Below are 22,899 nucleotides of genomic sequence, written 5' to 3' on the forward strand. Positions count from 1 at the left end.
AATTGGGGAACAAGAAATGAGCGATTTTTGTCGTGTGGCTTGGACTGAGGGTATGTTTTTGCGTCCTCAGCATTTTCAGCAACAAGAACGTAGTTTAAGTTTTCAGCAACAACAAATGTTGCAGCAGTCGAACTACTTTTGGGGAATCAATGAGTTAGTGATCGACAACGCATTGTTAAGTCATGCGAAGTTCGGTTTGTCAAAGATAAAGGCTTACTTACCTGATGGCGCGTTGATGGTTTCTCCTGAACGCGATCCATTACCGGAACCGCTATCGCTAGATAGTCGTGTTCGCGACCAGATGGTGTTAATTGCGATTGCGACCGAAAAGTCGAATAGTTTGAATGTATCGGCTCAAGCGAATAGCGTCACGCGTTACCGTTTTGTTGATCACGAAGTTGCTGATACCTCGCTCGGTAATGATGCAATAGAGGTACTGCAGTTGGCCCAGGCTGGCTTTGAATTGAAGCTAGAAAGCGACAATTTATCGGGTTATACAACTTTGCCGGTTGCCAAAATTAGTGCTGTTTCTAAAGAGGGGCAAGTGACTTTAGATGGAAAATTTGTACCTCCTTGGCTGAATGCGCAGAACAATGCGGTGCTAAAGCAGCACTTATTAGAAGTTCATGGTGTGATGCGTCAACGGGCAGAAGCTTTAGCTGCACGGATTGGCGCTGGTCAGGGTAGTACTAGCTCAATTGCCGATTTTTTAATGTTGCAGTTACTGAATCGCTATGATGCATTGCTGGGACATATCTTACATACCAGCGGTTTGCATCCTGAACGCCTATATCAAGAATTAGCGAGTTTGGCTGGGGAACTCGCTACTTTTTCTAGTAAGAATAAGCGAGCACCGCAGTTGCCTGCATATCAGCATCAACAACTCACAGGAGTATTTGGTGACTTGATGGTAGTGCTTAACCAATATCTAAGCATGGTGCTTGAGCAAACCGCGATTCAGTTGCCTTTAGATCAAACTAATTATGGTATTCGGATTGCTCAAGTGCAAGATAAAGGGCTGCTTGATCGCGCTGAATTTGTGTTGGCGGTTACTGCCAGCCTTAGTTCCGATGAGTTACGCAAGCGTTTCCCCGCGCAAGTGAAAATTGGTCCGGTAGAGCATATTCGGGATTTGGTTAACAACCAATTGCCGGGTATTTCCGCTGTTGGTTTGCCAGTTGCACCGCGGCAAATACCCTATCATGCCGGTTTTCATTATTTCAAATTAGATAAGAGTAACGACTATTGGGCGCGCTTAAGCGCGAGTGGTGGGATTGCCATCCATTTGTCGGGTCATTATCCAGAGCTTGAAATGAATCTCTGGGCGATTAGTCAGTAATTTGAGTACCAAGGAAGAGTATTGATGTCAGAAGCTACAGTGATGAAGCCTCGGCCAGGGAATCGCGGCGCGAACAAGTCTGTCAGCGATTTAGGCAAAATTGCGGCTAGCGCGGCAGAAGCCGAATGCACCGTGCTTATCACGCCTTCGAAAAATAAGGAACGGGGGGTTCAACTCCTTAAGTTTGGCGATAATCCCTTAATTGACGAAGCGAGTATTTTGTTATCGATGGTGGGGCAAATTCGATGTACTGCGAAGCATGGAGATATCGCGTCGTTACGCCAAGTGTGCATCGATAAGATTCGGGATTACGAAGCCAATTTACGTCACCTACAAATTAGTGCCGAGCAAATTGAGGCGGCACGCTACTGCATGTGCTGTTTTATCGACGAGACGGTACTCAATACTAACTGGGGTGGACAGTCGATTTGGGCGAGTGACAGTTTACTATCGACTTTTCACTCGCAAACTTGGGGGGGCGAGTACTTTTTCACCTTACTCGATGAAAACTTAGTCGCCCCTCATCAAAAGGCCTCACTATTAGAGCTTCAATATTTATGTTTAGCCTTAGGGTTTGTCGGAAAAATGCGGGTAACAGAGCGAGGTCAAGATCAGCTAGAAGCCTATCGCCAACAAGCATTTGAACGTTTACAAGTGATTCATGGTGAGTCTGAAATTGCCTTATCTCCACAAAGTAACGCTAGTGTCAATATGATGAAGGAGGCTGGTGGTGGGATCCCAATCTGGGTGCTGACGGCTATTTTGGGTGTGCTCTTGTTATCGATTTACATGACGAGCAGTTATTTCATTAATAACTATTCAGATCAAGTGTTTAACCAACTCAATACTTTGGCGCGCTGGGACGCTACGGTCAAAACTTCGGTTGAGCGTGATGATCAACAATTGCTGATGTTGCAGCAGCGTTTACAAACGGAAGTGAATCGCCAGCTACTAGAGATCCAGCCGCTCAGTGATCGTGTTCGTATCACGATTCATTCAAGCGAGTTATTTGCGCCAGGAAGTGCAGAAGTGAAGTCTGCACTGGTGCCGATATTACAAAAACTGTCTCGAGCTTTAGAGTCAACCAGTGGTCGGATCCTAATCACCGGACATACCGATAATCAACCGATCTTTACGAGTCGTTACCCATCTAATTGGCATCTTTCGTTAGCGCGAGCGACCGCCGTTGCTAATACCATGTCGGTGGGCACTTTGTTGCAGGGGCGCTTGTGGCCGGAGGGACGAGGTGACTCTGAGCCTCGAGCAAGTAATGACTCAGAATCTGCGCGGGCGTTAAACCGTCGGGTTGAGATTGATTTGCTTTATTAAGCATTGTTAAAGGATCTAAAAATGTTTATCAGGTTGTTTTTTCAACGCTTATTACAGTTATTAAAATCCAAATGGACGATTAAAGTGATTGGCTTTTTAGCTTTATCCTTTTTAATTTGGTTTGGTGGTCCGCTCATTGCTATTGCTGGCGCAGAGCCCTTCGTGGGGGCATTAGCGCGTTGTTTGACGATTCTTATTGTTGCGATGATCTGCACCGTGTATCAGCTATGGCAGCATTTACGCCGTCATAAACAAGATCAACAAGCGGTTCAATCGTTACTCGATGGTGAAGGGGAACAGAGTAACGATGAAGATAGTCGTAGAGAAGTTGAGACGTTACGCGAGCGAGTGGTGACTGCATTAGAAGTACTTAAGAATTCCAACTTGGCAAGAGGCCAAGGGGTATATCAATTGCCTTGGTACATCATGATCGGCCCTCCGGGAACCGGAAAAACCACGGCTCTAAAAAATTCAGGTTTAGAATTTCCCTTGAAAGACAGGTTGGGAGATGACCCCTTAGCTGGCGTGGGTGGGACGCGCCATTGTGACTGGTGGTTTACCAACAAGGCCGTATTAATCGACACCGCAGGTCGTTATACCACTCAAGATAGTAACAACGTAAAAGACGCTAGAGCTTGGTTGGGTTTTCTCGGATTACTTAAAAAGTATCGAACCAAGCGGCCAATTAATGGTGCCGTTGTTACGGTCAGTTTGGCGAGTCTATTGCAGCAAACTCGTACTGAACGCAATTTACATGCTCGGGCGATTAAGCTGCGTATTCATGAGCTTAAAAATCAGCTCGGGATGCAATTTCCAGTCTATGTGATTTTAACTAAGGCCGACCTAATCGCAGGATTTAGTGAATTCTTTGCTGATTTGAATGCGAATGAGCGAGAGCAAATTTGGGGGATTACCTTTCCTTTGGTCGCGGAAAATCCGGAGTTGGGTGTTGTTGGTCAATTTAATCGAGAATTTCATGGCCTACTGAAGCGGATCCAAGGTCGATTAAACCAGCGTTTACAGCAAGAACGAGATATCGATAAACGAACCTTGATGTACGAATTCCCGAAACAAATGCATTTATTGCAATCGAGTATTGATGATTTTCTAAAAGAGGTTTTTTCGCCGAATGCTTTTGAAGAAGCGCCTATGTTACGTGGTTTATACATTGCGAGCGCAACCCAAGAAGGGAAGCCAATTGATCGTGTGATGACCGAAACGTCTAGTGGTTTAGGTTTGGGCCAGGTGCCACTGAAACAACAGGCCGGGGAAACTAAAGGCTATTTCATTAAACGTTTATTAGAGGATGTGATTTTCCCTGAGCAATATCTTGGCTCGGTTAATCGATATCACCAAAAAAATGCCTTGTGGACTCGCCGATTGGTGATTGGTACTTGTTGTTTGAGTTTATTGCTATGCAGCGTGTTCTGGTACAACAGTTATCGTTGGAACAAGCAGCTCATTGATCATAGTGAGGTGGCGGTTAGTCAATATCAGGATCTGGTTAAGCCGAGCTTAAGTAAAGATACCGATGTGATAACCCTTGTCCAGGCTTTAAATCTGTTGCGTGACTTACCCGCAGGTTTTAGCCATCAGCTGGTCGATAAAGATGTTCAGCGGATGGGTTTGTATCAAGGTGATAAAATTGGTCAACCAGCACAAGCGGCATACCAACGAGCCTTACAGGGATATTTTGCGACTTACCTCACCAATGCGCTGAAAACTGAGTTAGCCGAAAATGAGGTCTATTTGGAGTACCTCTATGAGTCATTAAAGACTTACTTAATGATTTACGATGCTGAGCATCGAGATCTAGAGCTGTTATATAGTTGGTTTGAGGTGTATTACGAACGCAAACTGCCGGGCGAAATTAATCAAACCCTTCGCCAGAATCTGATGGCCCATACTCGCAATTTGTTTCGTGTTGGGGTCAATACGGTTGCTGTCGATGAGCAGGCGATAGCGCAGGCGCGTAGTGTATTAACCCGGATGCCTTTGGCCGAACGGGCTTATCAACGCTTGCGTATCGAATTTCTTTCAAGCCATGTCGCTGATTTTAAGTTGAGTGATGTGTTGGGACGCCAAGGTCGCCAAGTGTTCAATCGTTCAAGTGGTACCCCTTTGCATGAGGGGATCCCTGGTTTGTATACCTATAGTGGATTCCACGGTTTATTCCGCATTGAAAATAATCGGATTGTTAAACGTTTGATGGAAGACAGCTGGGTGTATGGCGATAGCTTATCGATTGATGAAGCCACTCGCGATGAAGTGGTGCAAGCGGTGAGAGAGCGTTACTTTAAAGACTATGTTTATGAGTGGGAGCAGTTACTCGCAGACATTCAACTGAAACCTTACGCTTCGGCACGAGAAGGTGCCGAGTTAGTTCAAAAGCTCACAGGCTCTGAGCGGCCGATGCAAAGCTTGATCCTTGCGGTGCAAAAAGAGTTGCGCTTAAGCGATGTTACGCTTAGTGATAAAGCTAAGCTGGCAGGGGATGTCGCGGCCAATGCGGCCGACGTGGCGTTTAAAAATCAAAAGGCTCGAATTAACCGTTTTTTACCCAACGATATGTCGGCGGCGAAGCTTTCCTTGCCCGGCGTGGAAGTTGAAGCGGAGTTTGAAGATTTACTCAGTATTAACGAGGCTGACTTAGAAGGTTTGCAAGCTTCACTATTAGAGCTTCGCGATTATTTAGAGGTTTTATCGGAGTCGAATAATAAACGCGCTTATACCAGTTTAATAAATGATAGTAGCCAGGCTGCGGTTAGTAGTGCCTTACGCCGTAGTCGAAAAATGTTACCAGCTCCTTTTGCCTCATGGATGAGTGAGTTGTCGAATCAAACCGTCGCCTTGGCTAAACGAGGCGCGCAGGTTCATGTGAATACGATTTGGAAGGATAGCGTCTACAAGGAATATCGAGCAGCTATTCGAGGTAAGTACCCGTTTAGTCATAAAGCCACTGAAGACGTTAGACTCAAAGATTTCTCTCGCTTTTTCGGTTATGGCGGAACCATGGACCAGTTCTTTGAGCGTTACCTAAAGTCTTCGGTCGATACCAGTAAGCGAGTCTGGAAGCTAGAACGCTCGGTGGGAATTGATGCAGACTCCCTCAAGGTCTTTCAACAAGCGCGACGGATCCGCGACGTATTTTTCGAACCTGGTACCCAAATACCGCGAGTGGAATTTGGTTTAAAACCCCTATCTCTGGATGCCCATATCAATAACTTCAGAGTTGAAATGGGTGAGCAGGAGTTGGTTTACCGGCATGGACCGCGGCGTACTTCGCATTTCATTTGGCCTGGCGACGCCAGTCGCAGTACCCGTTTAGCTTTTGTACCACCTAAATCGGGCCATTCAATTTCTGAGACCTTCCCTGGCAATTGGGGCTTGTTTCGAATGCTCGATGGTTTGTTAGCGCAGCGTCCAGCGAGTCGTAAAGACAACATTCTCGATATCGAAATTAAAGGGAATAAGGTAAAGCTCGAGTTAATTCCGAATACTGCCATGCACCCTTTTTGGTCTAACGATTTGGCGAGGTTCGCATGTCCAGTCAGCCTATAAGCGGATTTGGTTATTTTGGAAAAGTCCCAGCTCGAGGTGATTTTATTCAAGGTCATTTACCCAATGATTTTGTGAGCGCTTGGCGTGAATGGTTGCAAGCCGTGACCGCTGTCAGTCGCGAACAACTCGGAGAGCAATGGTTAGATCGTTATCTGACCAGCCCCATCTGGCATTTTGCTCTTTCTGCTGGCGTATCAGGAGAGTCTGCGATGGGGGGAACGTTGATGCCTAGTGTTGACCAAGTTGGTCGCCACTTCTACTTCACTATGGCAAAACCTGTGAATGTGCAGCCAGTCAGTCTTTGGCAGCAGCGAGAGTGGAGCGAGCACAGTGAAGAGAAAGTACTTAAATTGCTTGATGATGATACCGACGTACAACGTTGGGCTGAAAGCATTCGTCAACTCGACTGGTTGGAATCTATCGCAGTAGCTAATCCAGTATTAAATGGCGCCAAAGACTCTCAACAACTGGTATTAGAGAGTGAGCAAGTAATCAACAGTGAAAACTTATTGCATTTGCAACTACGTCAGAACTTAGGGCGCTACTGCATATGGTGGACTCATGGTTCTGAGCATGTACCTGAATGCACGCTGGTGACCGAAAGTTTGCCGTTAGTTAGCCAGTTTTCAGCCATGTTAGATGGGCAATGGGAGCATTGGGGATGGTAGCGCATTCAACATTGTTAGACGGATTTTTTGTGAGCTTCGCACGAAGCCATCCTGGAAAAGTGCGTCCATATAATGAAGATGCTGTGCTTGATTTACGTGAAGCTGGCGTGTGGGTGGTTGCCGATGGCATGGGGGGCCATGCGGCCGGAGACATTGCCAGTCAAATGGTGATTGATAGTGTGACGCAAAGTGTTGAGTCAAGCCCAACTGAGCATTTAAGTATTGATTGCCTACGCAAGGCCTTACTTGGTGCCAATCAGCAAATCATTGACTATTCGCAGCAGCATTTAGCGGGCAAAACAGCCGGCAGTACGGCTGTGTTACTGCAGATTCGAGATGGTTTCTATCATTGTCTTTGGGTCGGGGATAGTCGTATTTATCTGTTTCGCGATCAGCAGTTACAGCGTAAAACTCGCGATCATAGCCAAGTCATGGAAATGGTCGAACAAGGTTTAATTGCTGAGTCTGAAGCAGAGCAGCACCCTTTGTCGAATGTGATTACTCGAGCCATTGGGGTAAGTGAAGCGCTGACCGTGGATCAAAGCTCCGGTCAGTTGCTACCGGGAGATCAATTTTTATTGTGCTCCGATGGTTTAACCAAAGAGCTCAGTGATGCTGATTTGGCGATGTGCATGCAAGCGAACAGTGTTTCTGATATTGGTTTGGCCTTGATGCATTCCGCTTTGGTGAAAGGCGCGAGTGACAATGTGAGTTGTGTGTTGGTGAAGGTATGTCAAAGCGATACCGGAACTGATGAAGAACATTGTGACGATACGGTTCCCGTATTTTTTAATCGGCGCTAGGAGCTTAAATGTTTGACCAACTGTTCGAGATTGATTTTCTGGCATTAGCAAAGCCTCTATCTGAAGCGCGACCTTGCGGTGAAGACCCGCGCTTAGATGCTTCACCTTTATCGACCTACTTTACGCTTAAAGATGTTCGTAACGGTGCTCGGGCCGCAGAGCGTAATGCCTTGGTGGATAACGAGCCGCTTTTGAGTCTCGCTCATGAATGGGACCCCATTATTCAGCGAGTTCCCGAGGTATTGCTCGATACTTGTAAAGATTTAGAACTCGCGGCTTGGCTGATTGAAGCCTTGGTGCGCCGCAAAGGATTTAAGGGCATAAAACTGGGCTTTGATGTTGCGCGTAGCCTGATTGAACAGCATTGGGAAGATCTGTACCCCAGCCCAGATGAAGATGGGCTACTTACTCGCGTCGCGCCTTTGATCGGACTTAATGGTTATGACGGTGAAGGCACCCTGTTAATGCCGATTGCTTGTGTGCCTTTAACCGAGCTGGTTGAAGACCAAGCCTATTCCTTGTGGGAATTTGAACAAGCGAGCGAAGTGGAGCGTTTCGATGATACTAAGCGTAGCCAGCGTTATGCCGCTGGCGCGGTGCGGCTGGAAGATATTACTCACACGGTGAAAGCGACTCGCGGCAGTTTTTTTGTTGAGTTGTTAAGTGATATTGAAGCCGCCATGGAATCCTATCTGCTTTTATCACAGTGCATTGATGAGGCGGTTGGCGAACCGCAGCCCAGTTCTCACATCGCTAAGCGTCTTACTGAATGTGCAGAGGCGGTACGTTATATCGCCGCTGATAAATTGGCTGAAGCTGAAAGCCAGTCAATGACGCAGCAAGTGAGTATGGCCTCGACAGATGGCGCGCTTTCTGCCGCGGACGCAGTTAGTCCTCATTCGCAGTTAAATAGCCGGGTAGAGGCGATTGCTCAACTGACAACAATAGCAGATTTTTTTAAGCAAACAGAACCTCACTCGCCAATGGCTTATGCCATTGAGCAAGTGGTTCGTTGGAGTGGAATGAGCTTACCGGATTTACTCCAAGAGCTGATTACAGATAACGATGCTCGAACCGGGTATTTCCGATTGACCGGAATTATATCGGAACAACAAGACTAACGTGGTGCTTAGCGCTCTACGTGTTAATCAATAACAAGGAGATTGATATGGACAGTATCCACGGCAAGTTGTCTCGGGTACGCAAACCAAGAGTTCACATTACTTACGATGTGGAAACTGAAGGTGCTGCAGTTAAAAAAGAATTACCGTTTGTCGTCGGAGTGATGGGGGATTTTGCGGGCGACAATACCACGGCATTGAAGCCGCTTAAAGACCGTCGTTTTATTCAGATCGATCGCGACAATTTTGATGATGTATTGAAGCGAATGAATCCTAAATTAGAGTTTAAAGTGGATAACAAACTTGCGGACGATGATTCATTGATGTCCGTCGAATTGGCTTTCCAGTCGATGAAAGATTTTGATCCTGCAGCCGTGGTTAATCAAGTCGAGCCATTACGTAAGTTGATGGATACACGTAATAAGCTTCGTGATTTGATGACCAAAGTCGATCGCTCAGAAGACTTAGAAAATATTTTGGAAGAGGTCTTAAATAATACCGACTCTTTGCAAAAATTAGCGGGTGAACTAACGAAAGATGTTAATCCGGAGGGCGCAGCATGAGTCTTGAAAGCCAAACCGTTCTAGACCCAAGTGTTGAACAAGCGCAGGGCTCTATCTTGGAGCAGGCGATTGGCGCGACGAAGCAGACGGACTACTCTCGCTCAGAAGAATTGTTAAGAACACTTACTGAAGAAGCGTTGAAAGGTACCGTGACTTGGAATAAAAATCTTACCGTAACTTTTCGAGAAGCGATTGCCGGGATTGATGAACTTATTTCCAAGCAGCTTGCTGAGGTGATGCATCACCCAAGTTTCCAAAAGCTGGAAGGATCTTGGCGTGGTTTGAATTACTTAGTGATGAATTCTGAAACTAGTCAAACTCTGAAAATTCGAGTGCTCAGCATGAGTAAGAAAGAGTTGCATAAAGATTTGAGCAAAGCGGTTGAATTTGATCAGAGCCAAATTTTCAAAAAGGTTTATGAATCTGAGTTTGGAACGCCAGGGGGTGAACCTTACGGTGCCTTAGTTGGTGATTATGAGTTTACCAATCATCCAGAGGACATCGAAAGTTTAAGTTTGATGTCGAATGTTGCAGCGGCCGGCTTTGCGCCCTTCTTATCGGCATCATCACCGGCTTTATTTGGTTTTGATAACTGGACCGAACTAACCAAGCCTCGTGATCTTGAGAAGGTGTTTGAGTCTTTAGAGTACACCAAATGGCGTTCATTCCGCGAAAGTGATGATTCTCGATTTGTGACGCTAGCTATGCCGCGAGTATTGGCGCGTTTACCTTATGGTGAAGCGACAACGCCGATTGAAGAATTTCGTTATGAAGAGTTTGAACTTGATCCGCAAACTGGCATGTCCAAAACCACTGAGCATGATGAATACTGTTGGATGAATGCTTCCTATGTATTAGGTGCGCGGATGACCGAAGCTTTCGCTAAGTATGGTTTTTGTACTGCTATTCGTGGTGCCGAGGGAGGCGGCAAGGTTGAAAACCTGCCTTCGCACCTCTTTGTTTCCGATGATGGCGATCCAGATTTGAAATGCCCAACTGAAATTGGCATTACTGATCGACGTGAAGCGGAATTGAGTAAATTAGGTTTTTTGCCTTTGTGTCACTATAAAAACACCGATTACGCAGTGTTTTTTGGCGCGCAAACCTGTCAAAAATCCAAGCGCTTTGATAATCCAGATATCACTGCAAATGCGGCTATTTCTTCACGTTTACCATACATCATGGCTACCTCTCGTTTCGCTCATTACCTTAAGGTGATGGCTCGCGACAAAATTGGCAGTTTTATGGAAGCTGAAGACGTTGAGAATTGGTTGAATCGATGGATCTTAAGTTATGTCAACGCCTCTGAGGGAGGCGGTCAGGAGATCCGTGCGAAATACCCATTAGCTGACGCTAAGGTTCAGGTAAAAGAGATCCCTGGTGCGCCGGGTTCCTACAACGCCGTGGCTTGGTTACGGCCTTGGTTGCAGATGGAAGAACTCACCACATCGTTGCGCCTGGTCGCAAAAATTCCAGAAATTGGCGGATAATTAAAAGCGGGCCGCAAGGTCCGCGTTTTCTCATGACAATGACTCAAACTTTACCATCTCTGCGCTTTGTGGATAGCCAAACTTTGCAACAAATTGATGTTGAACCGTTGCGGATCGATGCGGATTGGTGTGCCCAAAGTGAAGTCGTGGATCAATTTCTGGCCACTGAAGATGCCTATCTCGCCTTGCGTATTTGGCTGGAGAAGGATAATCAGCAGCTTGAATCATGGTCTGCAGAGCGCTTGCGGCCAATTTTACTGCGGGCTATTCGTGATATTGATGAGCGCCTGAATAACCAAGTGAATGCGATTATTCACCATCCTCACTTTCAACAGTTAGAGGCAAGTTGGCGGGGGCTTGAGTATCTTACTGCCCAAATAGGTCCGCAAGAACACAGCCTTGTGACCAAAGTGAAGTTGATTAGTATCAGTTGGCAAGAGTTGTGTCGCGATGTCTCTAGAGCCATCGAATTTGATCAAAGTGAGTTATTTAAACAGATCTATAGCAATGAATTTAATATGCCTGGTGGAGAGCCCTTTGGCATGCTTGTCGGCGATTATCGAGTGAGTCATAAAGCGCGTAACGGTATTGCGATAAATGATTTAGAAGCGCTGCGGGCTATTAGTCTTACCGCCGCAGCCGCTTTTGCTCCTTTTGTCACGGGGGCAGATCCTTCAATGTTGGGGGTCGATTATTTCAGTGAATTGGCGTCGGTGCGTGATATTGCGGCGCAGTTCTCTCAAGATGAATACCTGTTGTGGCGCAAGTTAAGAAGTCAGGAAGACTCGCGATTCTTAGGTATTGCTGCACCAAATATCTTGATGCGGGAGCCATATCAGCAAGATGGCCGACGTCAAGAAGGCTTTATGTTTGTTGAGCAAGTGAATGATCCGGAACGCGATTATTTATGGGGAAATGCGGCCTATGGTGTGGCTTCGGTAGCGGTACGTGCATTTAGAGAGTCGGGTTGGTTCAGTCAAATTAGAGGCTTACAGCCGGGTCAATATAAACATGGTCTGGTGTTTGACTTGCCTGGTTCAGATTTTAAGCTGTCACGGCATATTCGTTCAGCGAAGCCCCCAGTTAATTTGCAGGTGGGAGATCGACTAGAGAAACAGTTGTCTGATAGCGGTTTTATTCCGGTCTCCACTGTTCCTCACACCGAGCACTTAGTCTTGTACAGCAATGCTTCGGTGAATCTACCGAAGCATTATGACAGTATGGCGGTGGCGGTGAATGCGCGCCTCTCCTCAATGTTGCAATATGTATTATGTGTCTCGCGATTTGCTCATTATCTCAAGATTATAGGACGTGACCGGGTCGGCAGATTTGATAGTGCCCACTTGATCGAACGTGATCTACAGCGTTGGTTGCATCGCTATACCACCGCCTCCGATGAGGCATCTGACGAAATCCGAGCCCGTTATCCGCTGAATGAAGCCAGTATCCAGGTTAAAGAGCAGCGGGGTAAACCCGGCCATTACTACTCCATTATTCACTTACGACCACATTTTCAGCTGGATCAGATGGTATCCAGTATTCGCTTGATAACCGAGTTATCGCCAAGCTACCACCAAGCAGGATAAATAGATGCAACAACAAATAAAACAGTTGATTCAACAGGGACAGTTAAGTGAAGCAATTGCCGCGACTATCGCGCATTTAAAAGTAAAACCTAAAGATTTAGATACGCGCAGTAGCTTTATTGAGTTGTTGTGTATTGATGGCCAGTTAGAGCGCGCCGATCAGCAGTTAGATCTATTGGTGAAACAGCACCCGCAATGTGTACCAGGGGCATTAAACATGCGTCAGTTAGTACACGCGGCTCAATCTCGAGTTGATTTTGCGCACGGTGGCGATACCGCCAGTTTGGTGAGTGGTGCAAAGCAAAGCTTAACTCAGCTTATTGAATTGCGTTTAGCGTTGCTCAATAAAGATCAGCGTGCATTAACGCGTGCAGCGCAGCAGTTGGAGCATTTGCGTGAATCTGCTGAGTTAACAATCAACGATCAAACTTGCACTGAACTTCGTGATTTAGATGACAGCTTAGCGGGTTACTTGGAAGTGTTTGGCTCAAATGGCTTGTATTATTTTGTGTCTTTTGCCGATGTGACTTGGCTAAAGTTACTCCCCGCGACCAGTCTATTCGAACAGATCTGGCGTCGTGCTGAATTAGATATAAAAGATGGTCCTTCAGGTGAAGTATTCCTGCCGATGACTTACCTCGCTAGTGAGAGCGACGCTGAAAAATTGGGTCGCGAAACAGATTGGCAGCCCTTGTTAAATAGTGAGTTCTTTCAAGGACGAGGGCTAAAAATGTGGCTAGTAAACGATAATGCGCTGGCTATATCTTTGCTTGAGTCTTGCTCTACTCTTAGCTGCACAGAGACGGTTGAGTGATGAGTGGTTTACCAGCTTTGCAACTGTCCTTACTTGATCGTTTGTGTAATACCCATGATGACGCGCTGGCTTCAAACGGCGTTTACTCTAGCTATGGTCGACAGGCTTATCGGCAAAGTATTCGTCGAGATCTAGAGGCCTTGCTGAATGCTAAATTGCATTGGCATACCTGGCCAGAGTGGTACCACGAGCTCGATCTTTCTTTATTTAGCTACGGACTACCCGATTTCTCGTCAATGCCTTTAAGTAGTCAGGATGGAAGAGAGAGGCTCTGTCAGATTGTTGAACAAACGATCCGCAAATTTGAGCCGCGCTTTATTGATGTATCGGTGTCGACGGTAAGCGATGAGCAACCGCTGGATCGAGTATTACGTTTGCGGATCCATGCCTTGTGTCATGCCGATCCTGAACCGGAAGAGATGACCTTCGATTCCGAAGTTGAACCCGTTTGCTTAGGCATAAAAATAGTTGAGTAAGTCATGAGTGATGAACTATTAAAGTATTACAATCGTGAACTTGCTTATCTGCGTCATATGGGGGCCGAGTTCGCCGAACGTTATCCTAAAGTGGCTGGGCGTTTGCGGATCAGCGAAGAAAGTGTCGAAGATCCGCATGTATCTCGTTTATTAGAGGGCGTTGCTTTGTTAACTGCTCAAGTGCGGCAAAAGCTTGATGACAGTTTTCCTGAGCTTACGGAAGCTCTACTTGGTCAACTTTACCCTGATTATCATGCACCGATCCCCTCGATGTCAGTGATTAAGATGAGCACTCAAAACGTCACTGACTATAGTTTGATGATCCCTAAAGGGACGGAATTAGATACCCAAGTTCCGGGCTATAAAAGTTGTCGTTTTAATACGTGTTACGACGTGCAAATGTGGCCGATAGAGCTTACTAAAGCGAGTTTTGAAAGTGCCCCCTTTAAAGCGCCTCGGCCCAATTTTCAAAAGCATGTTAGCGCCGTTTTAAAATTAAGACTGAGTTGCGAATTTGATGATGTGTCGTTCCGTGATTTAGGTATCGACAAGCTGCGATTCTATATTCACGGCCAACCACAGCTGAGCTATCAACTTTATCAATTAATTTTTCAATCGAGTGTTGGTATGGCATTTGCCAATCCTGACAGTATGCAGGCTCGCCAATATTTGCAAGCAAGGCATATACATGCGGTCGGCTTTGCCGATGAAGAAAAGGTCGTACCTTACGAACAACGTAGTTTTAATGGCTACCGTTTGTTGGTTGAGCATTTTTTATGTCCTGAGAAATTCATGTTTTTTGAGCTTCAAGATCTGGAGCCCAATTGGTTTGGTGAGCAGCATGAAGTGGACCTATATATCTATCTTGACGCCGATTCTGATATTCTGGCGAAACAGCTTAGTGCAGATAACATCTTACTTGGTTGTGTACCTGTGGTGAATCTGTTCGAAGATGAGTTGGAGCCGCTGCGCTTAGATCCCGCTCGGTTTGAGCATCGTCTGGTGCCTCGCTATCGTGATGCGGATATCTCCGAAGTGATTCGCATATTAGATGTAGAAGCTTTTGATCAGCACGACAATGGTGTTGCAGTCACGCCTTTTTATGGTAGTCAGCTTCCTCATTATGTGCCTGCGGGTCATCTATTTTGGACGCTGCGTCGTGAATTCAACAAATGGGCGGGAGGCCATGACGAGCCGGGCGTAGAGAGCTATTTATCAGTGGTTGATGGCAATGCGAAGCCGCTGGATATCGAGCAGCATGAACAATGGCTGATTTCAGCGAAAGCTCTGTGCAGTAATCGAAATTTGCCTGCAAGACTGCCCTTTGGTGGGGGTCAACCCTCGGTCGTGATGCCCAGTCGCGCTGACTCTCTAAAAAATGTTCGCTGTTTGCTGCCATTTAGCGAACCGGTGCGACCGGCAATGTTTGATGCTTCTCGCTGGCAATTGGCCAGTCACCTAACGCTCAATCACTTTACTCAGGCAAATGCAGTCCAGTTGTTGCAGGAGTTGTTGCAGTTGTACGACTTTAAACAGTTACCGCAAACCAAGGTGTTGATTGAAGCTATCACCAGTCTGGATGTTCAGCGAGCAACCGCAAGAGTCGTACAAAATGGTCGAGTTGGTTTCTGCCACGGTTCGGACATCGAGCTTGTATTTACCAACCAAGATTTGTCTGGCACCAATCTGTTCTTTTTTGGCAATGTACTGGCACACTTTTTTGCACAATACACCACCATTAATAGCTTTACCCGTTTAACGATTCGAATACTGGGCCATGCTCAAGCATTGCATCGCTGGCCCGCCTTGGCGGGAGATATGGAGCTGTTATGAATCTCTTTGAAGGCTTAAATAGTGGCAGCGAACAAGATTTTCATCATAGTGTGGTCGCGATCCAAGCAAGTCGGGGGGGCGTTCATCATGGAATAGGCTCCGATACGCTGCCAAAGCACGAAGCGCTGCGTTTTAAAGTGCCGCAAAATTTAGGTTTTCCGGGAAAAGCCTTAGCGAAGGTGGTGGTGCCAGAGTCGGCCTCGCAACCTTACCAGGTGTACGTCAATTTCATGGGCCTAACCGGGCCTAGTGGCGTATTACCCAGCCATTATAGTGAATGGGTCATGGAACGTTGCAAACAAAAAGATGAATCGATGCGTGACTTTTTAGACATCTTTCATCACCGCGTTATTTCTTTGTACCACCGCGCTTGGGAGAAATATCAGTACCCACTGCAATATCTGCGTCGCTTACAAACTGGGCAATCCGATCCTATTTCTTTGGCTTTGCACGCATTAGCGGGGACTTCTACTTCTAGTCAACTTTATGTCGGCGGACTGTTTTCTCAAACCATACGCAGTGCACAAGCCTTAAAACAAATCGTTCAGCTGATATCAGGCTGTCAGGTGGTGGTTCATCAGCGAGTCGGGCAGTGGCTGAGTTTAAATGAATCTGAGCAAACGCAGTTAGGAGGCCGATTCACCCCTGAAGGTCAGCATGCTCAGCTTGGCAGAAGTGCCACCTTGGGCAGCAAAATATGGGATGTGGGCTCAGCCATTGACATTGATATTCAGGCCGACAGTCAAGCGGCGGCTCAGCGTTTGTTACCAGGAGGGCCGTTATTGGATCTATTGCAACAAACCGTGGCCGCATATTTACCGAATCATATTCGTCCTCGTTGGAGTTTAAGTGCACGTTATCGAGATATGCCGAGTGGGCGTTTAGGTCATTGCAGCTTGGCTCTTGGGCGCGGCGCATCCTTAAGCATGAATAGTCGGCACATGGAACAGTACACCAAGATAGTGATTGCGTAAGCGCATTCGAAAGCAAGGAAAGGGAATAAAAATGACCACAATGAGTTTGAAATCAATGGTTGAGAAGCTGTCGCCAGCTGCCAAGCAAAGTTTAGAGTCGGCCGCCGCGCTATCTAATAGCCGTAGTCATTTTAGTGTTGAAGTTCAGCACTGGCTGTTGGCAATGTGTGAGCAGCGCAGTGAGGATTTATACATCATCGCTCAGTATTATTCGCTTGATTTAGCGGGCTTTATTCAGGATTTAAATCGTAGTCTTGAACAAGCTAAAACGGGTAATCCACAAACCCCAAGTTTGTCTCCGCAAATTGTGAGTCTATTAAGTGCAGCATGGATGGTCGCGACGATTGAATACCAGCAAACCAGCATTTTTCCAGTGCATATTCTTCACGCTTTATTGAGTGACGATACTTTAAGTTTCACCACCATGGATTATTTGCAACATTTGGAAGCCATTGAGGTGAGTCAACTGAGCCGTATTTGGTCGGGCCTGCAAAATAACGTTGGTGATGGCACTGTTCAGACTCAATCCTCAGCTAAAACGCCTAACTTAGAGCAGTTTACCATCGACTTAACCGAGCAAGCTCGACAGGGCCAACTCGACCCAATTTTAGGGCGTGATGATGAAATCCGTCAGATGATCGATATTTTAACTCGTCGACGGCAAAATAACCCAATTTTGACAGGTGAGGCTGGGGTGGGTAAAACGGCCGTTGTGGAAGGTTTAGCTCAACGTATTGTCGCCAAAGATGTACCTGAATCATTACAGAATGTGAGGATTCAGGTCTTGGATTTAGCCTTGCTACAGGCAGGTGCTGGGATGAAGGGCGAGTTTGAAAATCGTTTAAAGTCGGTGATCAGCGAGGTAAAAAACTCGGCAATCCCAATCGTTGTTTTTATCGATGAAGCGCATACGTTAATTGGCAGTGGCGGCCAAGCTGGGCAGAACGATGCTGCTAATTTACTCAAGCCAGCCTTGGCGCGGGGTGAACTGCGAACAATTGCCGCTACAACTTGGGCTGAGTACAAGAAATATTTTGAGAAAGACGCTGCCTTGACGCGTCGCTTTCAAGTGGTGAAAGTTGAAGAGCCTAGTGAAGACAAAGCGATCGTCATGTTGCGAGGTTTGCTGCCAGCGATGGAAAAGCATCATCGAGTCAGTATTAGCGATCAAGCTTTACAGGCAGCAGTTTGTCTTTCAAATCGTTACATTAATGGTCGTCAACTACCCGATAAAGCGGTGGCCTTGCTCGATACAGCTTGTGCCCGGGTAGCGATGAGCCAAGCGGCAACGCCAAGCCAGGTAGAGCATTTACAGCGACAGCAGCAACAACTCAGTGCTCAAATTGAGCAATTAGAGAGAGAACAGTTAACGGGTTCTAATCATCAAGCTCTACTCAGCCAACTTAGCTGCCAATTGGTAGATGTTCAAGCTGCCTTTGCGCAAGCCGAAAGCACTTGGCGTGACGAACAGGGTTTGGTGAAAAAAGCCAAGCAGTATGTTGATGAGATCTTAAATGTGGATCATGACGATCGGCTTGAGTTACGTCGTCAGCTGGTGGATTTGAAAGCCTCTTTAGCGGAAGTGGCTCAACCGATGGTGTTCTTAGAAGTTGATGAATTACTCGTTGCAGAGGTGATTGCTGATTGGACGGGTATTCCTCTTGGGCGGATGCAAGCTAATGAGATAACTACGGTTTTGAACTTATCACAGAAAATGGCCGAGCGGATTATCGGCCAGGATCACGCTCTAGATTTAATCAGCAAAGTAGTACAAACCACCCGTGCTCATCTCAGTGACGAGCGTAAGCCCAATGGGGTGTTTTTACTCACGGGACCCAGCGGTACAGGTAAAACGGAAACCGCTTTAACTTTGGCTGAACAGGTCTATGGCAGTGAAGATAACCTCACGGTAATCAATATGTCGGAGTTTAAGGAGGAGCATAAGGTCTCTTTATTAGTCGGCTCTCCTCCGGGATACGTGGGGTATGGTGAAGGGGGCGTGCTCACCGAGGCTGTGCGGCGCAAACCTTACAGCGTGGTATTACTGGATGAGATGGAAAAAGCCCACCCCGGAGTGCAAGACATATTTTATCAGGTCTTCGATAAAGGCTCGATTAAAGATGGTGAAGGTCGAGACATAGACTTCAAAAATACCATCATCATTATGACTTCGAATGTTGGAACTGATACCACCACTGCTTTGTTTGAGGATCAAGAAACAGCCCCTGATATTGACGGCTTAAAACAGGCGCTTAACGATGACCTGCTCGCCGTATTTAAGCCGGCTTTTATCGGTCGCTTAAATGTGATCCCTTTTATTCCTCTAAATCACGTCACACTGCAGCAGATTGTTCGTTTGCAGTTACAGCGTGTCGAACAACGGTTTTCCAAGAGTTATAAAGGAACATTACGTTTTTCTGAGCAAGTCGCTGAATATTTGAACCAACAATCAAATAACGCAGATATAGGTGCGAGGGCGATTCAAAATAATATTCAAAATGATTTATTACCGATTATATCGAAAAAGGTGTTGGAGGCTGTTTTTTCTAAGAAAAACGTCGGTTCAATCTTAATCGATATACGTGATTCTAATTATTGTGTAGAAACAGAGTGATTTGTGTTTATTTATTGATGTAAATATCTATAATGTGTTCTTCGAAGTTGTGATGGTTGTCTTTTTAATTTGTTTTTTACTGGATTGATTTGTGAGATGGCTGCGACAAGTAAATTTGCTCGTTTAAGGCGATGCATTAATAACCTAGCCCTTATGGGTATATTTTTAAAAATTAGCTAAAGGAACTTAGCATGCAAGCAAATACTTATTTGAAATATGGTGATATTAAAGGCGAAGCAACCGCTGAGCAGTACAAAGATCTAATTACGCTGTTATCAGTTGATTGGTCGGTGAGTCGTGAGATCACTTCTCATACGGGGACTGCCCAAGATCGTGAAGCGAGCGCAACGCGCTTATGTGATGTCACAATTTCAAAAATGCAAGATAAAGCTTCGCCTGATTTATTCAAAGAAGCCACTATTGGTAAGGGTAAACCAGCAGTTTTCCACATTACTAAGCAAGGTGAAAAAATTGAAGAAATCATGAAAATCGAGTTAACCGATGCGATGATTTCTAGTTATGCCGTTTCGATTCAAGATGATCGTCCGGTAGAGCACATCACGATTTCTTACACTGAAATGATGATGACCGTTACCCCAACTGATGATCAAAATAATGTTCAAGCACCACTTGTTTACGGCTATAGCGGTGTTAAAGGTCAACAAATGTAATTGTTCTTACCTATGGGGTAGTTTTTAACTATCCCGTTTTTATCTTTATTTATTGTGAAAAATGAGAAATATGAAAAAGGCAAGCCAGAGCAAGAATATCATACAAATAGAAACACCTTTAGGTAAGGATGTACTCCACCTTACTCAATTTGATATTCAAGAAGGTATCTCTATTCCTTTTTCTATAAATGTTTCTTGTTATAGCAATGGTCAGCTTATTTCTCAGGATGATCTTATTGGTAAATCAGTGACGGTTAAATTAGATTACCAAAAATCTGAAGAAACTGTTACTCGCTATTTTAATGGTTTTGTTTCTAGCATCCATGCATTAGGTAGTCGTATTTCTAGCGAAGCCGAAGGGGAAAAATATCAGGATTATCGTTTGCAGCTGGTATCGGGTTTACATTTTTTAAAGCAACGAATCAATTGCAGAATTTTTCAGAAGCTTAGTGTAGAACAAATTGTCAAAAAGATACTTACTGAACACGGTGTACCGATGCAGAGCGAGCTTAAGTCAACTTACTCGAATTTGGCTTTTAAGGTTCAATACAACGAAAGTGACTTAGACTTTGTGCATCGCCTATTAGAAGAGGCGGGCATTTTTTATTTTATAGAACATCGTAAGAGCAAGCATTCTGTGGTTTTAGTCGATGCTTTGACCGCTTACCGAGAGGCTGAAGAGTCGCAGGTCGTTTTTACTACCGGCTCCTTAGCCGAAGCGCATGTTTTTTCTTGGAACGGTAATTTTCAGCTCCCTGCTGGACGCTCGGTTAAGTATGGTTTTGATTTTATAAAGCCCAAAGTAAAACCAAAGGGCGAGCAACAAAAAGTAGCCGTAAGTAAACAGCAATTAAGTAGTGAAGTCTTTGAATACTATGCTGGTTCTGAATTAAACCCGGAGTTGCAAAATTCTGCGAATATTGCTTTAGAAGCGATGCAAAGAGATACCTTGTTGTGTGCTGGTGGTAGTACTTGCGCGACTTTTTCGGCAGGCCAATACTTTACTTTCAAGTCTCATGAAGATCCAAAACAGCTGAACAAAAGTTATTTGATTACCCAGCTGTCTTTAAGTGTCGCCATCGTTAGTCAAACGGGAGCCGCGAAAAATAGTGGTCAGGTATTACACAATCAGTTTTCGTGCATACCTTCCGAGGTGCTATTCAGACCTTTACAGGTCACCCCGCGCCCCTTGATCCATGGCTCTCAAACCGCTTTAGTCACTGGCGATCCAGGTGAAGATATCCACGTGGATAAATATGGCCGGATTAAAGTCTTATTTCATTGGGATCGTGAAGCCAAGCCGGATAGCAGTAGTTCTTGCTGGATCCGAGTGGCGCAAAATTGGGCGGGTAGCCGCTATGGCGCATTTTTTTTACCGAGAGTGGGCCAAGAAGTACTGGTGAGTTTCCTTAATGGTGATCCCGACCAACCAGTGATTACCGGAGCGTTGTACAACGGTGATCAAATGCCGCCCTACGCTTTACCCAGTAAGAAATTCCAGTCGGGTATTAAAACGCGTTCTACGAAGGGGGGCGGGGAAAGTAACTTCAACGAGATTCGTTTTGATGACGATGCCGGAAAAGAATTACTTTATCTGCAGGCGGAGAAGGATTTACAGACAGAGATTAAGAACTGCCAAACCGAAAAAATCGGTAAAAATTTAACGGTTGAAGTTGTGGAAAACCAGTCTGAAACCATTGGTAAAAACTTGCTGATCGATGTTGGCAAAAATATCGATTTGGTGGCTGGCAGTCAGGTCACAATTAAGGCTGGTGGTGCCTCTATTATTTTATCGAGTGGTGGCAATATCGACATTAAGGGCTCGTCCATTTCTATTAATGGTTCGGCTATCGCCCTTAAGGCGCCTTCCATCTCGTTAAACTAGGAAATTACATGGGTAAGCCAGTCGCAACGTTGGGGTCGTTTCATATGTGCCCTAAGGTTGAAAATAAAGTACCCCATGTGGGAGGGCCCGTTGCCAGTGGTAATGGAGGAGTCACTGTGGGCGGGATGCCAGTTACCTGTGTTGGTGACAAATTAGTGTGCATTGGCCCTCCAGATTCAATTTCTACGGGCTCCGGTTCGGTCACTGTAGGGGGAAAAGCGGTAGCTCGCTTAGGTGACTCGACCGACCATGGTGGCAAGATATTGGCAGGTAATCCAACGGTGTTAATTGGCTAAGATGATTTTAACACTAGACATTGAAGCGATGCAGTTGGGCCAATACGATGACCCAGTCAATATTTTTGAGCTTAGCGAGAAGCAGGCCTTGCAGCCAGAATTAAGGCTCCATCAGCAAGGCTGCTTACGCCATTTTAGTTTTGACCACACAGTTACCGAGCGTTTGCTTGAGCTTCGTTGGGATGCCGATGCGGTTTTCATATTACTACCCGAGGCCCCGATTGTTCAGGCTAAAGGGAAAGACTATCAGCGGCTTCTTGACTTGATCCCTAGTATAAAAGGTTTAGCCAAAGTGTATTTGTTCCCCTATGGCCGGAGTGCTTTGCAATTAGCTATGCGTCAAGCGGTTAAGCTGATTTCGCTACAGCAAGTGAGTGATATTCAGCTCATTGCCTACCATGAGGACCCGCGTTTAATCACTCTTGTGAGAGAACCGAGCACTCCTGCCAGCCAATGTTTTATTGCCGGCCGACTGCGTCCAGCAGACAAAGGCTTTGTGATCCCTTGGACCAGTTACGAAGTGCAGACTTCAGATAAAAGCACTCAAGCTACGATTGCAGCACTGATTCAGCGCTATCAGCGTCAATGCGGCAAGTCGCTCAGCCAATGTTATTTCCCAACTGCGTTGCCGCAAGCTTTGAGGGATGGCTGGTTACACAGTGTTGAGTATTTTCAAGACAGCCTTACATCGCGCAGCCAGTTTATCTTTGCCGATGCACTGATTGGCGACTTGGGGGTGTGTAGTGGTATCTATAACTTATGCCATTGTTTAATGCTGTATCAGCAGCAAAAATATGTTGGAACAAGCTTTCAGCTGGCTCTTTCCGATGATGCCTATCGGAGCGCAATGACGCTTCGTTGGGTCGCTTAGTGGTG

18 protein-coding genes are annotated in these 22,899 nt (G+C 45.8%); all 18 read left to right on the forward strand.

What is annotated here, in order from left to right; translation table 11 throughout:
* The first annotated feature begins 16 nt into the window (after positions 1-16).
* The 18 genes from tssK to ACRRS1_RS00825 all read left to right on the forward strand — a co-directional run bounded on the left by tssK (position 17) and on the right by ACRRS1_RS00825 (position 22,894).
* A complete protein-coding gene (tssK, locus tag ACRRS1_RS00740; RefSeq protein WP_432464164.1) occupies positions 17-1,339 on the forward strand; it encodes a type VI secretion system baseplate subunit TssK in 1,323 nt (440 codons plus the stop codon).
* 24 nt (positions 1,340-1,363) lie between these two features.
* On the forward strand, positions 1,364-2,668 hold the full coding sequence (gene tssL, locus ACRRS1_RS00745; RefSeq protein WP_432468578.1) for a type VI secretion system protein TssL, long form: 1,305 nt from the start codon (positions 1,364-1,366) through the stop codon (positions 2,666-2,668).
* 21 nt (positions 2,669-2,689) lie between these two features.
* Positions 2,690-6,229 carry a type VI secretion system membrane subunit TssM gene (gene tssM, locus ACRRS1_RS00750; protein WP_432468577.1) on the forward strand — a complete coding sequence of 1,180 codons (3,540 nt, stop codon included), beginning with the start codon at positions 2,690-2,692 and terminating at the stop codon, positions 6,227-6,229.
* A complete protein-coding gene (gene tagF, locus ACRRS1_RS00755; protein WP_432460629.1) occupies positions 6,211-6,897 on the forward strand; it encodes a type VI secretion system-associated protein TagF in 687 nt (228 codons plus the stop codon). Before tssM ends, tagF begins: the two co-directional genes overlap by 19 nt.
* Positions 6,891-7,700 (forward strand): PP2C family protein-serine/threonine phosphatase, encoded by an 810-nt coding sequence (locus tag ACRRS1_RS00760; RefSeq protein WP_432455109.1) that lies wholly within the window; start codon positions 6,891-6,893, stop codon positions 7,698-7,700. The genes tagF and ACRRS1_RS00760 overlap by 7 nt, the downstream gene beginning before the upstream one ends.
* Positions 7,701-7,708: 8 nt before the next feature.
* Positions 7,709-8,821 (forward strand): type VI secretion system protein TssA, encoded by a 1,113-nt coding sequence (tssA, locus tag ACRRS1_RS00765; protein ID WP_432455108.1) that lies wholly within the window; start codon positions 7,709-7,711, stop codon positions 8,819-8,821.
* Between the two features lie 47 nt (positions 8,822-8,868).
* Positions 8,869-9,384, forward strand: a complete 516-nt coding sequence (gene tssB / locus ACRRS1_RS00770; protein WP_432455107.1) for a type VI secretion system contractile sheath small subunit — start codon at positions 8,869-8,871, stop codon at positions 9,382-9,384.
* Positions 9,381-10,874, forward strand: coding sequence for a type VI secretion system contractile sheath large subunit (gene tssC / locus ACRRS1_RS00775; RefSeq protein WP_432455106.1), 1,494 nt, complete (start codon positions 9,381-9,383; stop codon positions 10,872-10,874). The genes tssB and tssC (ACRRS1_RS00775) overlap by 4 nt, the downstream gene beginning before the upstream one ends.
* 32 nt (positions 10,875-10,906) lie before the next feature.
* On the forward strand, positions 10,907-12,460 hold the full coding sequence (gene tssC, locus ACRRS1_RS00780) for a type VI secretion system contractile sheath large subunit (protein WP_432455105.1): 1,554 nt from the start codon (positions 10,907-10,909) through the stop codon (positions 12,458-12,460).
* Between the two features lie 4 nt (positions 12,461-12,464).
* Complete coding sequence (locus tag ACRRS1_RS00785; protein WP_432455104.1) at positions 12,465-13,274, forward strand: type VI secretion system accessory protein TagJ; 810 nt, start codon at positions 12,465-12,467, stop codon at positions 13,272-13,274.
* Positions 13,274-13,750: a type VI secretion system baseplate subunit TssE gene (tssE, locus tag ACRRS1_RS00790; RefSeq protein WP_432455103.1), complete on the forward strand. Its 477-nt coding sequence runs from the start codon at positions 13,274-13,276 to the stop codon at positions 13,748-13,750. Before ACRRS1_RS00785 ends, tssE begins: the two co-directional genes overlap by 1 nt.
* 3 nt (positions 13,751-13,753) lie before the next feature.
* A complete protein-coding gene (gene tssF / locus ACRRS1_RS00795) occupies positions 13,754-15,583 on the forward strand; it encodes a type VI secretion system baseplate subunit TssF (protein WP_432455102.1) in 1,830 nt (609 codons plus the stop codon).
* Positions 15,580-16,557 (forward strand): type VI secretion system baseplate subunit TssG, encoded by a 978-nt coding sequence (gene tssG, locus ACRRS1_RS00800; protein WP_432455101.1) that lies wholly within the window; start codon positions 15,580-15,582, stop codon positions 16,555-16,557. The genes tssF and tssG overlap by 4 nt, the downstream gene beginning before the upstream one ends.
* 31 nt (positions 16,558-16,588) lie before the next feature.
* Entirely contained in the window at positions 16,589-19,171 is a 2,583-nt protein-coding gene (gene tssH / locus ACRRS1_RS00805; RefSeq protein WP_432455100.1) for a type VI secretion system ATPase TssH, read from the forward strand.
* Positions 19,172-19,362: 191 nt separating this feature from the next.
* Positions 19,363-19,842 carry an Hcp family type VI secretion system effector gene (locus ACRRS1_RS00810; RefSeq protein WP_432455099.1) on the forward strand — a complete coding sequence of 160 codons (480 nt, stop codon included), beginning with the start codon at positions 19,363-19,365 and terminating at the stop codon, positions 19,840-19,842.
* Between the two features lie 70 nt (positions 19,843-19,912).
* Complete coding sequence (locus ACRRS1_RS00815; protein ID WP_432460632.1) at positions 19,913-21,727, forward strand: type VI secretion system Vgr family protein; 1,815 nt, start codon at positions 19,913-19,915, stop codon at positions 21,725-21,727.
* Between the two features lie 8 nt (positions 21,728-21,735).
* Positions 21,736-22,023 carry a PAAR domain-containing protein gene (locus ACRRS1_RS00820; protein ID WP_432460633.1) on the forward strand — a complete coding sequence of 96 codons (288 nt, stop codon included), beginning with the start codon at positions 21,736-21,738 and terminating at the stop codon, positions 22,021-22,023.
* The gene (locus ACRRS1_RS00825) at positions 22,016-22,894 is read left to right on the forward strand and encodes a hypothetical protein (protein ID WP_432460634.1); all 879 of its coding nucleotides are present in this window, start codon (positions 22,016-22,018) and stop codon (positions 22,892-22,894) included. The genes ACRRS1_RS00820 and ACRRS1_RS00825 overlap by 8 nt, the downstream gene beginning before the upstream one ends.
* The last annotated feature ends 5 nt before the right edge of the window (positions 22,895-22,899 follow it).

This window comes from Agarivorans sp. Z349TD_8 (assembly GCF_050870825.2).
Taxonomy (GTDB): domain Bacteria; phylum Pseudomonadota; class Gammaproteobacteria; order Enterobacterales; family Celerinatantimonadaceae; genus Agarivorans.